Origin of the sequence: Xenophilus azovorans DSM 13620 (assembly GCF_000745855.1) — a bacterium.
Classification (GTDB): domain Bacteria; phylum Pseudomonadota; class Gammaproteobacteria; order Burkholderiales; family Burkholderiaceae_C; genus Xenophilus; species Xenophilus azovorans.
Genome location: NZ_JQKD01000086.1, coordinates 1 through 12,726 on the forward strand (window position 1 = coordinate 1; position 12,726 = coordinate 12,726).

Below are 12,726 nucleotides of genomic sequence, written 5' to 3' on the forward strand. Positions count from 1 at the left end.
GAGATCCCCGCCGCGATGTACAGCTGCGGCGCCACGATCTTGCCCGTCTGACCCACCTGCAGGTCATTGGGGGCGTAGCCCGCATCCACCGCCGCGCGGCTCGCCCCGATCGCCGCACCCAGCTTGTCCGCCAGCGGCGTCATCACCTCCTGGAACTTCTCCGCGCTGCCCAGCGCTCTTCCGCCCGACACCACGATCTTGGCCGCCGTCAGCTCCGGACGGTCGCTCTTGCTCACCTCCCGGCCCACGAACGCGCTCTTGCCGCTGTCGGCCACCGCGTCCTTCGTTTCGATGGCTGCGCTGCCGCCCGTGGCCGCGGCCGCATCGAAGCCCGTCGTGCGCACCGTGATCACCTTCTTGGCATCGCTGCTCTGCACCGTCGCGATCGCGTTGCCCGCATAGATCGGCCGCTCGAAGGTGTCGGCACTGACGACCTTGGTGATGTCGCTCACTTGCGCCACGTCCAGCCTGGCCGCCACCCGCGGCGCCACGTTCTTGCCGCTGGCCGTGCTGGGGAACAGGATGTGGCTGTAGTCGCCCGCCAGGGCCAGCACCTGGGCTGCCAGGTTCTCGGCCAGGCCGTCCGCCAGGCTGGCCCCATCCGCATGGATCACCTTGCCCACCCCGGCGATCTGGCTGGCCGCCTTGGCCACCTCCCCGGCGTTGTGCCCGGCCACCAGCACGTGGACGTCGCCGCCGATGGCGCTGGCTGCACTCACCGTGTTCAGCGTCGCGGGCTTGAGGCTCTGGTTGTCGTGTTCTGCAATGACGAGTGTGCTCATGTCGGTCTTCCTCAGATCACCTTGGCTTCGTTCTTGAGCTTGTCCACCAGCGTGGCCACGTCCGGCACCTTCACCCCGGCGCCGCGCTTGGGCGGCTCGCTCACCTTCAGGGTCTTCAGGCGCGGGGCCACGTCCACCCCCAGCTCTTCCGGCTTCACGGTATCGAGCTGCTTCTTCTTGGCCTTCATGATGTTGGGCAGCGTCACGTAGCGCGGCTCGTTCAGGCGCAGGTCGGCGGTGATGACCGCAGGGACCGTGAGCGTGACCGTTTCCAGGCCGCTGTCCACCTCGCGGGTGACTTTCACCTTGTCGCCTTCCACTTCCACCTTGCCGGCGAAGGTGCCTTGCGGCAGGTCCGCCAGCGCCGCCAGCATCTGGCCGGTCTGGTTGGCGTCGTCGTCGATGGCCTGCTTGCCCAGGATCACCAGGCCGGGCTGCTCCTTGTCCACCAGGGCCTTCAGCAGCTTGGCCACCGCCAGGGGCTGCAGCTCCTCGGCCGACTCCACCAGGATGCCACGGTCCGCGCCGATGGCCATCGCCGTGCGCAGCGTCTCCTGGCACTTGGCCTCGCCGCAGCTCACCGCGATCACCTCCGTGGCCACGCCCTTTTCCTTCAGCCGGACCGCCTCCTCCACCGCAATCTCGTCGAACGGGTTCATGCTCATCTTCACGTTCGCGATGTCCACCCCCGATCCATCGCTCTTCACGCGGACCTTGATGTCCTTGTCCACCACCCGCTTGACGGGCACCAGGATTTTCATGGCTGCACTCCTTGCTGCGTTCGTTCAGTTGACGGCGATCTTCTTGTCGCGGATGACCTTGCCCCACTTGTCGAAGTCGATGCGGATGCGCTCGGCCATCTGCGCAGGGTCGCCGTAGGCGGCCATGGCGCCGGCCTTGACGAGCTGCTCCTGCACGCCCTTGTCGGCCAGGATCTGCTTGACCTCGGCGCTCACGCGGTCCACCACCGGCTTGGGCGTGCCCGCGGGCGCCAGCAGGCCGCCCCACGACACGGCGTCGAAGCCCTTGAAGCCCTGCTCGGCGATGGTCTTCACGTCGGGCAGCTGCACGATGCGCTGCGGCGAGCCGACGGCGATGGCGCGCAGCTTGCCGGCCTGGATGTGCGGCAGCGCGGCCACGAGGTCGGCATACATCACCGGCACCTGCCCGCCCAGCAGGTCGGTCACGGCCGGCGTACCGCCCTTGTAGGCGATGTGCTGCATGTCGAACTGGCCCAGGTCCTTGAGCATCTCCATCGTCAGGTGGCCGAAGCTGCCGGGGCCGGAGCTGGTGTAGTTGAGCTTGCCGCCCTCGGCCTTGGCCTTGGCGATCAGCTCGGGCAGCGTCTTCACGTCGGGCATGACGGTGGGGTTCACGACCACCACGATGGGCAGGTCGTACACCGTGGCGACGGGGGCGAAGCCCTTGTTCACGTCGTAGCCGGCCGACTTGTACAGGTGCGGCGCCAGCAGCGTGGGCGTGGCCAGCATCATGAAGGTGTAGCCGTCGGGCGCGCTCTTGGCGACGAACTGCGCGGCGATGGTGCCGGAGGCGCCGGCACGGTTCTCGACCACCACCGGCTGCTTCAGGCGCTCGGCCAGCTTCTGGCCGACCACGCGCGAGGCGGTGTCGGTGGGACCGCCCGGCGGGAAGGGCACGATCAGCTTGATGGTCTTGGTGGGCCACTCCTGCGCGGCGGCAGGGGCGGCGGCGATGGCAGCCAGGGACAGGGTGGCGAGCGCCAGCGCGTGGCGGCGGGTGAAAGTTGCGGAAGTCATCGGTCGACGGATCTCAAAAAAGGGGGGTCGGTGGCGGCTACAGCACGCCGTCCTGCCTGAGCGCGGCGATGGCCTGTGCATCCATGCCCAGCAGCCCGCCCAGCACGCGGTCGGTGTCCTGCGAGAGCAGCGGCGGCGCGGCGCGCACGGGCATGCGCCGGCCGTCAATGCGGTAGGGCGGCGCCAGCACCTGCACGCGGCCGACCTCGGGGTTGGGCAGCTCGGCCAGCAGGCCGGCCTCGGCGGAGCGCCGCGACTGCAGCGCCTCCAGCAGGCCCAGCACCTCGCCGCAAGGGATGCCGGCAGCGGTCAGGCGCTGCAACAGCAGCTCGCGCGGCCGGCGCGCGAGTTCCGCGCGCAGTTCGGGCAGCAGCGCATGGCGGTTCTGCGAGCGGCCGGTGTTGGTGGCGAAGCGCTCGTCGGCCGCCAGGTCGGGCCGCTCGATCGCCTCGGTGCAGAAGCGCTGGAACTGCGCGTTGTTGCCCACGGTGATAACCAGCGGGCCGTCGGCCGCATCGAACACGCCGTAGGGCACGATGGAGGGGTGCGCGTTGCCGTACTTCGGCGGGTCGTCGCCCAGCAGCAGCGCCTCCATGCCGTAGTAGGCGGTGATCATCAGGCCGCAGTCGTACAGCGCCATCTCGACGTGCCGCCCCTCGCCGGTGCGCTGGCGGTCGAACAGCGCCGCCAGGATGGCCTGCGCCGAGTACATGCCGGTGAACATGTCCACCGCCGCCACGCCGAACTTGAGCGGGCCCTGCCCTTCCTCGCCGTTGAGCGCCATCAGGCCGGCCTCGCCCTGCACCACTAGGTCGTAGCCGGGGCGCGCGGCCTCGGGGCCGTCGGTGCGGTAGCCGGTGATGGAGCAATACACGACGCCGGGATTGATCGCCTTCACCGATTCGTAATCCAGCCCCATCTTCGCGATGCCGCCGAACTTGAAGTTCTGGATCACGACGTCGCTCCTGGCGGCCAGCTCGCGCACGATGCGCTGGCCCTCGGGCTTTTGCAGGTCCACGCCGACCGACTGCTTGTTGCGGTTGGCACTGTTGAAGTAGGCGGTGTTGCGCGCGCCGACACGGATGCCCCAGTCGCGCGTGTCGTCGCCGCGGCCCGGGTGCTCGATCTTGATGACCTCCGCGCCCAGGTCGCCCAGGGCCTGCGCGCACATGGGGCCGGCGAGCACGCGCGACAGGTCCAGCACGCGCACGCCGGCCAACGGCAGGCGTTGTTGCGATTCGCTCATCGCCGGCTCCTGAGCGCCACGTAGTCGGGCGTGCGCTTGTTCAGGAAGGCGCCGATGCCCTCGGCGGACTCCGCCGTGCCCTGCGCCTCGACCATGAACTCGGCCTCGCGGTCGAGCTGCGCGTCGAGCGTGTTCGACATCGCCTCGCGGCACAGCGTCTTGATGCGGGCCGTGGCCTGCTCGGGGCCTTCGACCAGGCGCGCGGCCAGGGCGATGGCTTCCGCGTCCGCGCCGCCGTGCTCGGTGAGGCGGTTGACCACGCCCAGCGCATGCAGCCGCTCGGCGCCGACGCGGTCGCCCGTCAGGCACAGCTCGGTCAGCATCTGGCGCGGCAGCACCTGCGCCAGGAAGGCGGTGGCGCCGCCGTCGGGCGTGAGGCCCACCTTGACGTAGGCGACGGAGAACACGGCATCGCGCGCCGCCACCAGCAGGTCGCAGCCCATCGCCATCGACAGGCCGGCGCCGGCCGCGCCGCCTTCCACCGCGGCGACGATGGGCTTGGGGAAGTCGCGCAGCAGGCGGATCAGGCCATGCAGCCCTTCCAGCCGCTCGCGCCGCGCCTCGGGCGGCAGCTCGCGCCGTTTGGCGAGCTGGTTCAGGTCGCCGCCGGAGCAGAAGTAGCCGTCGGCGCCCGTCAGCACCACGGCGCCCACGCCCGCGTCGGTGCGCGCGGCCGTCAGCGCCTCGGCCAGCGCGTCGTACAGGCCGGCGCTGATGGCGTTGCGCTTGCCGGGCGTGTGGATCGCCAGCACCAGCACGGCGCCCTCGCGGCGGGTGAGGATGGGGGGAACGGCGGTGTCGGTCATTGCGAGGTCTCCTTGCCGAGGGCGATGTAGCGCGCGAGGTGGTGGTCCTCGTCGCCGAGCTGGTGGTCGATCATCACCAGGCGCTTGGCGTAGTGCGACAGCGGCAGCTCCCAGGTCATGCCGATGCCGCCGTGGAGCTGGATGCACTCCTCCGCCACGCGCGTGCCGATGCGGCCGACGCTGTACTTGGCGGCCGCGAGCGCCTTCTCGCGCGCGATGCGGTCGCCGCCGTCGATGGCGGCCGCCGCGTTGATGACGGCCGAGCGCGCCTGCTCGATCTCCAGCAGCAGGTCGGCCATGCGGTGCTGCAGCGCCTGGAAGCTGCCGATGGGCACGCCGAACTGCTTGCGGGTGCGCAGGTATTCGAGCGTGTCGCGCTTGGCGACTTCCATCGCGCCCAGCGACTCGGCCGCGAGCGCCAGCAGGCCCCAGCCGGTGGCGTGCTCGAGGACGGCTGCGCCCTCGCCTTCGGCACCGAGCAGCGCGTCGGCGCCGAGCTTCACCGCGTCCAGCGCCAGTTCCGCCGCGCGGCCGCCATCGACCTTGCGATAGCCGCGCCAGGCGAGGCCCGGCGTGTCGCCCGGCATCAGGAAGAGCGAGATGCCCTGCGCGTCGCCGACCGCGCCGCCGGTGCGGGCCGAGACCAGCAGCAGCCCGGCGCGGTCGCCCAGCTGCACCACCGCCTTGGCACCTTTCAGCACCCAGCCATCGCCCGAACGCTCCGCGCGCGTGGCCACTTGCGTCGGCTCATAGTGCGAGCCCGGCTCCTCGTGCGCCAGCGTGGCGACGGTGCTGCCGTCGATGAGGGAAGCGATGCGTTCCTTCTGCGCCGCGCTGCCGGCCTGCGCGATGGCCCGACCGACGATCAGCGCGCCGAGGAAAGGCTCGACCACCAGGCCCTTGCCCAGGCTCTCGAAGACGACGGCCACGTCGAAGCCGGCGCCGCCGAAGCCGCCCACGTCCTCGGGGAAGAGCGCGCCCAGCGCGCCGATCTCGGCCAGCTGCGACCAGCGCGCGGCGTCGAAGCCTTCGTCGCTGCGCGCGATGCGGTCGCGCTCGTTGAAGCCGTACTGCTCGGCGATGAAGCGGTCCAGCGAGTCCGCCAGCATGCGGCGGTCTTCGGTGTGTTCGAAGTTCACGGTGCGCTCCTCGTCACAGGCCCAGGATCATCTTGGAGATGATGTTCTTCTGGATTTCATTCGAGCCGCCGAAGATCGACAGCTTGCGGTTGTTGAAGTACTGCGAGGCCAGCGGCGCGGCCTCGGCCGGGCCGACGGGCGGCTCGTCGTAGCCCTCGTGCAGCGCGGCCTCGATGAAGGGCTGCGCATACGGGCCCATCGCGCGGCACGCCAGCGAGGAAAGCTCCTGCCGGATCTCGGTGCCGCGGATCTTGAGCATGGAGCTTTCAGCGCCCGGCACGCCGCCGCCGGCCACGGCGGCGATCACGCGCAGGTTGGTGGTCTTCATGTTCTCCAGGTCGATCTCGACCTTCGCCAGCCGCGCGGCGAAGAGCGGGTCTTCGGTCAGCGGCCGGCCGTTGCGCTGCACCTTGGCGGCGATGCGCTTGAGCTTCTCCAGCGCGGCGACGGAGAAGCCCACGCCCGCGATGTTGGTGCGCTCGTAGGTCAGCAGGTATTTGGCGTAGGTCCAGCCCTTGTCCTGCTCGCCCACCAGGTTGGCGGCCGGCACGCGCACGTCGGTGAAAAACACCTCGTTGACCTCGTGCTCGCCGTCCAGCGTGATGATGGGCCGCACCTCGACACCGGGCGAGTCCATGTCCACCAGCAGGAAGCTGATGCCCGCCTGGGCCTTGGCCTCCTTGTTGGTGCGCACCAGGCAGAAGATCATGTTGGCGTGGTGACCCAGCGTGGTCCAGGTCTTCTGGCCGTTGACGATGTAGTGGTCGCCATCGCGTACCGCCGTGGTCTTCACCGAGGCCAGGTCCGAGCCAGAGCCCGGCTCCGAATAGCCCTGGCACCACCAGTCCTCGCCGTTCAGGATGCGCGGCAGCCAGTACTGCTTCTGCGCCTCGCTGCCGTACTTGATCAGCACCGGCCCCAGCATGTTGACGCCGAAGGGCACGATGCGCGGCGCACCGGCCAGGGCGCACTCGTTCTCGAAGATGAACTTCTGCACGGCGCCCCAGCCCGGGCCGCCGTATTGGCTGGGCCAGTGGTTGGCCAGCCAGCCGCGCTCGTTCAGGATCGCGTGCCACTCGGCCATGTCCTCGCGCGTGAGGCGCAGGCCGTTTTTCACCTTGTTCGACAGCCGCTCGGGCAGCTTGTCGCGCAGGAACTGGAGTACTTCGCCGCGGAAGGCTTCCTCTTCGGGTGTGAAATTCAGGTCCATGGCCGGCCCCTTCAGAAGATCTCGAACAGGCCGGCCGCGCCCATGCCGCCGGCGATGCACATCGTCACCACGCCCCACTTGGCCTTGCGGCGGCGGCCTTCCAGCAGGATGTGGCCGGCCAGGCGCGCGCCCGTCATGCCGAAGGGATGGCCGATGGAGATGGCGCCGCCATCGACGTTCAGCCGCTCCTCGGGGATGCCCAGCTTCTGCTGGCAGTAGATCGACTGCGAGGCGAAGGCCTCGTTGAGTTCCCACAGGTCGATGTCCTCGACCTTCAGGCCGAAGCGCTCCAGCAGCTTGGGCACGGCGAAGACGGGGCCGATGCCCATTTCGTCCGGCTCGCAGCCGCCCACCGCCAGCCCGCGGAAGGCGCCCAGCGGCTGCAGGCCCAGGCGCTCGGCCTCCTTGGCTTCCATCAGCACGCAGGCGCTGGCGCCGTCCGACAGCTGCGAGGCGTTGCCCGCGGTGACGAACTTGTCCGCGCCCTTCACCGGCGCCAGCTTGGCCAGCGACTCGTAGGTGGTGCCGGGGCGGTTGCAGGTGTCGCGGTCCACCGTCACCTGCTTCTTGCTGACCTCGCCGGTCTCCTTGTTCGCCACCGCCATGACGGTGGTCACGGGCACGATCTCGTCCTTGTAGCGGCCGGCTTCCTGCGCCTCGGCGGTCTTGCGCTGGCTCTCGACCGAGAAGCGGTCCTGCGCCTCGCGGCCGATGCCGTAGCGCTGGGCCACCACGTCGGCGGTGTCGATCATCTCCATGTACAGCTGCGGCTTGCGCTCCACGATCCACGGGTCCATGCCGGAGTTGCCGTCCTCGCGGGTGCGGATGCCGGAGATGCTTTCCACGCCGCCGGCGATCATGGCCGGCGCGCCGTCCACTACGATGCGGCCCGCCGCGATGGCGATGGCCTGCAGGCCCGAGGCGCAGAAGCGGTTGACGGTGGTGCCGGCGATGGACAGCGGCAGCTCGGAGCGGATCACCGCCTGGCGCGCGATGTTGCGGCCGGTGATGCCCTCGGGGTAGCCGCAGCCGAGGATGGCGTCCTCGATCAGCGCCGGGTCGATGCCCGAGCGCTCGACCGCGGCGCGCACCGCGAAGCTGGCCAGCGTGGGGCCGGGGGTGATGTTGAGTTCGCCGCGGTGCGACTTGGTCAGCGGCGTGCGGGCGGTGGAAACGATGACGGCCTGACGCATGGGATGGCTCCTTGAGGAAGATTCGGGTTGAGCACCGCCCTCCCCGAGCGTCGGGGATGCAGTGCGGATTGGGTTGGATTCATACGGACGCGCGTTCAACCCCCACGATCCGTTCACGCTGGGTCTGTCGAAGCGCTGCGCGGGGCTTCGACAAGCTCAGCCCGAACGGTAGTTGTCGATCGAACGCAAATCCGACTCAGCCCTTGGGCTGGTTGAGGCTGGCGAAGTCCCTGCCTTCGGCGACGAGCTTTTCGAGCAGCGGCGCCGGCTTCCAGAACAGCGGGTCTTCCTTGGCGAAGGCGCGGATGTCCTCCAGGATCTTCGGCAGGCCCACCATGTCGGCGTACTTCATCGGGCCGCCGCGGTGGCGCGGGAAGCCGTAGCCGTAGAGGAAGGTCACGTCCACGTCCAGCGGCCGCAGCGCGATGCCCTCTTCCACCACCTTGGCGCCCTCGTTGACCATCGCGGCCATGTAGCGGCGCATGATCTCCTCGGCGGTGAATTGGCGCGGCGTGATGCCCTTCTTCTGCCGCTCGGCATCCACGATGGCGAGCACCTCGGGGTCGGGCTGGCCGACGCGGGCGCCCTCGGGGTACAGGTAGAAGCCGCGGCCCGTCTTCTGGCCGAACCAGCCGCGCTCGCACACGCGGTCGGCCACCTCGACGTAGCGCGCCTTCGGGTCACGGGTGGCGGCGCGGCGCTTGCGCGTGGCCCAGCCGATGTCGCCGCCGGCCAGGTCGGTCACCTGGAACGGTCCCATCGGGTAGCCGAAGCCGCGCACCGCCTCGTCGATCTCGTAGGGGCTGGCGCCGTCTTCCATGATGTAGTCGGCCGCCTGCTTGTACACGGCCAGGATGCGGTTGCCGATGAAGCCGTCGCACACGCCGGCGCGCACCGGCACCTTCTTCATCTTCTTGGCCAGCGCGAAGGCGGTGGACACCACGTCGGCGCTGACCTTCGCCGGCACCACGATCTCCAGCAGCTTCATGATGTTGGCCGGGCTGAAGAAGTGCAGCCCGATCACGTCCTGCGGCCGCGAGGTGCTGGCGGCGATGGCATCGATGTCCAGGTAGGAGGTGTTGGTGGCCAGCACAGCGCCGGCCTTGCACACGCGGTCCAGTTCCTTGAACACGGCCTTCTTGACCTCGATGTCCTCGAACACGGCCTCGATGACCAGGTCCACGTCCGCGAGCGCGGCGTAGTCGGTGGCGCCGGTGTAGCGGGCCATCACGGCGGCCTTGGCCTCGGGCGTCATGCGGCCCTTCCTGATCAGGCCGTCGTAGACCTTCTCGACGTTGGCGCGGCCGCGCTCGATGGAAGGCTGGTCGCGCTCGACCATCACCACCGGCAGGCCCGCATCCAGCGCCGAGACGGCGATGCCCGCGCCCATGGTGCCGCCGCCGACGATGCCGACGCTGTTGAGCACACGCGGCTGCGCCGCCTTGGCTTCGGGCACCTTCGCCACTTCGCGCTCGGCGAAGAAGGCATGGATCAGGCCGGCGCGCTGCGGGCTGTCGATGCAGGCGAGAAAGGCCTCGCGCTCCAGCTTCACAGCCTCCTCGAAGGGCTTGTCGAGCGCGGTCTGCACCGCTTCAACGATCTTCATCGGCGAGAACAGGCCGCGCGACTTCTTCGCGGTGTCGGCCTTGGCGGCGTCGATGGCGGCCTGCGCGGCGGCACGGTCGGCCAGGCCCTGCGCGTCGCGGGTGCGGCGCACGCCGGCGCCCTGGGCCAGCAGTTCGTTCGCGTAGGCCAGGCCGGCGGCCTGGGCGTCTTCGCCGTCCGCGATGCGGTCCACCAGGCCCAGCGACAACGCTTCCTTGGCCTTGACGTGGCGGCCGCTGAGCATCAGGTCCAGCGCGGCCTGCGCACCGGCCAGGCGCGGCGCGCGCACCGTGCCGCCGGCGCCGGGCATCAGGCCCAACTGCACTTCCGGCAGGCCCAGCCTGGCGTCGGCCAGGGCCACGCGCCAGTGCGCGGCCAGCGCGATCTCCAGGCCGCCGCCCAGCGCGGCGCCGCGGATGGCGGCGACCACCGGCTTGGCGCAATCCTCGATGCGGTTGCACACCTCGGGCAGCGAGGGCGGCTGCGGCGCCTGGCCGAACTCGCGGATGTCGGCGCCGGCCACGAAGTTCGCGCCCTCGCCCACGATCAGGATCGCCTTGACGCCGGCGTCCGCATCGGCGGCCTCCACCGCCTCCTTCAGCCCGCGGCGCACGGCCGAGGAGATGGCGTTGACGGGCGGGTTGTCGATGGTGATGCACAGCACCTCGCCGTGGCGGGCGCTGCGGATGACGGCGGCGGACGCCGCGGCGGATTCGGTCATGGATATGTCTCCGGGCAGGGGATGGCCAGAACGGCCGGGGGCGATGCCGGGATTCTGGTCTGCCATGCGCCACGCGACAATTGCGACCACGATTGACACACTGTCAAATACGATTTGACGATGGACCTGAACGCCCTGTCCCTGCTGGTCGAGATCATCGAGGCCGGCAACCTCAGCGAGGCCGCGCGCCGCCTGCGCATGAGCCGCGCCAACGTGAGCCACCGCCTGGGCCAGTTCGAGCGCAGCCTGGGCCAGCAGTTGCTGCGCCGCACCACGCGCCGCATCGAGCCCACCGAGATCGGCCTGCGCCTGTACCAGCACGGCTGCGCCATCCGCGACGAGCTGATGGCCGCGCGCGAGTCCGTCACCTCGCTCGGCCAGAGCCTGCAGGGCCGCGTGCGGCTCTCGGTGCCCAGCGGCTACGGGCAGCTCGTCATGTCCGACTGGCTGATCGCCTTCAAGCGCACCTACCCCGGCATCGTGCTGGACGTGATGTTCGAGAACCGCGTGGAGGACCTGATGCGCGAGGAGGTGGACATCGCCGTGCGCGTGATGTCCGAGCCGCCGCAGAACCTGGTGGCGCGCGACATGGGGCCGGTGCACTATGTCGCCTGCGCCAGCAGCGCCTGGGCGCGCGAGCACGGCATGCCGGTGGCGCTGCCGGACCTGCGCCACGTGCCGCTCATCACCTCGGCCGTGCACGGCCGGCAGCTGCGCGTGTCGGCCTACCTCGGCGGGGAACGGCACGAGGTGCTGCTGGAGCCGACGCTGATCTCGGAGAACTTCCTGTTCCTGCGCCAGTCCATCCTCGCCAGCCTGGGCGTGGGCATCGTGCCCGACTACGTGTTCGACGCCGAGCTGCGCGAGGGCGAGGTGATCGCCGCGCTGACCGAGTGGCGCCTGTCGATCTTCGGCACCCACATGTACATGCTCTACATGCCCGGCCGGCACCGCACCAAGGCCATCACCACCTTCATCGATTTCATGCTGGCGCGCGCGCAGGAGGCGGGGCGGCGCGGCGACTGACGCTCGCCGGCACCGCAGGATGCGGCAGCGCGCTAAATCATGCGCCTATGCAGCCTCGCGCTTCTTGAGTTCCTGCAACAGCCGCATGGCCGCGGCCATATTCCCCAGGATGCGAAAAGAACACAGGCACGTCACGATCGCCACGATCAGCAGCGGAACGAGCGGCCACCGCTGGGACTGGATGGCCTGCGATACGAATCGGGCGGTTCCATCACGATCGGCGAAGGCCGCGCAGAGGATCTCCTGCTCCTCTGCCGTGAAAGCGCCTGACGTCATGCTGGATCCAGGAGAAGATGTGCCGGTGCAATCGGCGAATCTGAGAATCGGTGCTTCCCGGGGCCGGAACGGCTGCGCAGTCTGCGCGGTCAGCCAGAGGAAGCGGTCGGTGGCCTTGAGGCTCACGAGGGCACGCTCCGACTTCATGAGTGCCCCAATGCCCAGGGCAGCCATGAACGTCAGCAAACACAAGACGATCAACGCCGTCCCCTTCCTCCATTGCGGCAAGGGCTGCACAACTTGGCATTTGACGTAGTCGAAGAACCGGCCGCACGCGGCAACAGCGCTCATGCCAATCCGCCGGTTCTCAGCCCAATCGATCACCCTGTGACAGTCGCCGAGTGTCTCGACCTGGATACCCTTCACGAAGCGAAAGTGCATCAGACTGTTCTCTCTGGCCATGAACTGCCGCACCTTCTCATCGGCAATTTCCTGCTTTCCATGGAAAAGCTGCCAGAGCCGATACATGGGAATGTGCAGCGATCGGGTTCTGAACCAGACAAGCACCAGGAGGGCCAAGCCGGAGAGGCTGCCGAGCACGCCAATCCATGCGGTCAATGTCGTGGCGAAATTTCCATTCATGTCGATCGATCTCAAAAACTCACATTCAAATTGACCCCACCCGTGACCCTGCCCGTGCGGTACCCCTCGGGCTTCCACACCGGCGCACCGACGAACACGTCGTAGCTCAGGCGCTTGAAGGCGCCGCGCACGCCGATCACGGCGCCGGCCAGGTGGTTGCCCAGCAGGTACTTCACGCTCGCGCCGCCCACGTGGCCGTAGTCCAGCCCCGCGTAGAGTTCCGCGCCGCTCGCTCCCATCGCCCAGCCCACGTCGTTGCGCACGAGCCAGCCGCGCTCGGCCATCAGGCTGGTCTCCCCGTCGAAGCCGCGCACCGTGTAGCGCCCGCCGATGGCGAAACGGTCCTGCGGCACCAGCGGCGT

General features: G+C 69.3%; 12 protein-coding genes. 1 reads left to right on the forward strand and 11 read right to left on the reverse strand.

Annotation, left to right across the window (positions count from 1 at the left end):
- The 9 genes from Q392_RS25240 to Q392_RS25280 all read right to left on the reverse strand — a co-directional run.
- The coding region (locus Q392_RS25240) for an electron transfer flavoprotein subunit alpha/FixB family protein (RefSeq protein ID WP_038214694.1) at window positions 1-782 on the reverse strand (782 nt) is incomplete at its 3' end.
- 11 nt (window positions 783-793) lie between these two features.
- Entirely contained in the window at window positions 794-1,543 is a 750-nt protein-coding gene (locus Q392_RS25245) for an electron transfer flavoprotein subunit beta/FixA family protein (RefSeq protein ID WP_038214697.1), read from the reverse strand.
- Window positions 1,544-1,567: 24 nt separating this feature from the next.
- Window positions 1,568-2,560, reverse strand: coding sequence for a Bug family tripartite tricarboxylate transporter substrate binding protein (locus Q392_RS25250; RefSeq protein ID WP_038214699.1), 993 nt, complete (start codon window positions 2,558-2,560; stop codon window positions 1,568-1,570).
- Between the two features lie 37 nt (window positions 2,561-2,597).
- On the reverse strand, window positions 2,598-3,806 hold the full coding sequence (locus tag Q392_RS25255; RefSeq protein WP_038214702.1) for a CaiB/BaiF CoA transferase family protein: 1,209 nt from the start codon (window positions 3,804-3,806) through the stop codon (window positions 2,598-2,600).
- Window positions 3,803-4,612, reverse strand: a complete 810-nt coding sequence (locus tag Q392_RS25260) for an oxepin-CoA hydrolase, alternative type (RefSeq protein ID WP_038214705.1) — start codon at window positions 4,610-4,612, stop codon at window positions 3,803-3,805. The genes Q392_RS25255 and Q392_RS25260 overlap by 4 nt, the downstream gene beginning before the upstream one ends.
- Window positions 4,609-5,751, reverse strand: a complete 1,143-nt coding sequence (locus tag Q392_RS25265; RefSeq protein ID WP_038214714.1) for an acyl-CoA dehydrogenase family protein — start codon at window positions 5,749-5,751, stop codon at window positions 4,609-4,611. Before Q392_RS25265 ends, Q392_RS25260 begins: the two co-directional genes overlap by 4 nt.
- A 13-nt stretch (window positions 5,752-5,764) precedes the next feature.
- On the reverse strand, window positions 5,765-6,961 hold the full coding sequence (locus Q392_RS25270) for an acyl-CoA dehydrogenase family protein (protein WP_038214716.1): 1,197 nt from the start codon (window positions 6,959-6,961) through the stop codon (window positions 5,765-5,767).
- An 11-nt stretch (window positions 6,962-6,972) separates the two neighbouring features.
- Window positions 6,973-8,154 carry an acetyl-CoA C-acyltransferase gene (locus tag Q392_RS25275; protein WP_038214717.1) on the reverse strand — a complete coding sequence of 394 codons (1,182 nt, stop codon included), beginning with the start codon at window positions 8,152-8,154 and terminating at the stop codon, window positions 6,973-6,975.
- 196 nt (window positions 8,155-8,350) lie between these two features.
- On the reverse strand, window positions 8,351-10,480 hold the full coding sequence (locus Q392_RS25280) for a 3-hydroxyacyl-CoA dehydrogenase NAD-binding domain-containing protein (RefSeq protein ID WP_038214718.1): 2,130 nt from the start codon (window positions 10,478-10,480) through the stop codon (window positions 8,351-8,353).
- Between the two features lie 120 nt (window positions 10,481-10,600).
- Between Q392_RS25280 and Q392_RS25285 the strand changes: the two genes are divergently transcribed.
- A complete protein-coding gene (locus tag Q392_RS25285; protein ID WP_038214719.1) occupies window positions 10,601-11,506 on the forward strand; it encodes a LysR family transcriptional regulator in 906 nt (301 codons plus the stop codon).
- Between the two features lie 45 nt (window positions 11,507-11,551).
- On the opposite strand, the gene Q392_RS25290 is transcribed toward Q392_RS25285, so the two are convergent.
- Together Q392_RS25290 and Q392_RS33525 are read right to left on the reverse strand one after the other, a co-directional pair.
- Window positions 11,552-12,364 (reverse strand): DUF6216 family protein, encoded by an 813-nt coding sequence (locus Q392_RS25290; protein ID WP_157008263.1) that lies wholly within the window; start codon window positions 12,362-12,364, stop codon window positions 11,552-11,554.
- An 11-nt stretch (window positions 12,365-12,375) separates the two neighbouring features.
- A partial coding sequence (locus Q392_RS33525) for a ShlB/FhaC/HecB family hemolysin secretion/activation protein (RefSeq protein ID WP_038214722.1) occupies window positions 12,376-12,726 on the reverse strand: 351 nt, incomplete at its 5' end.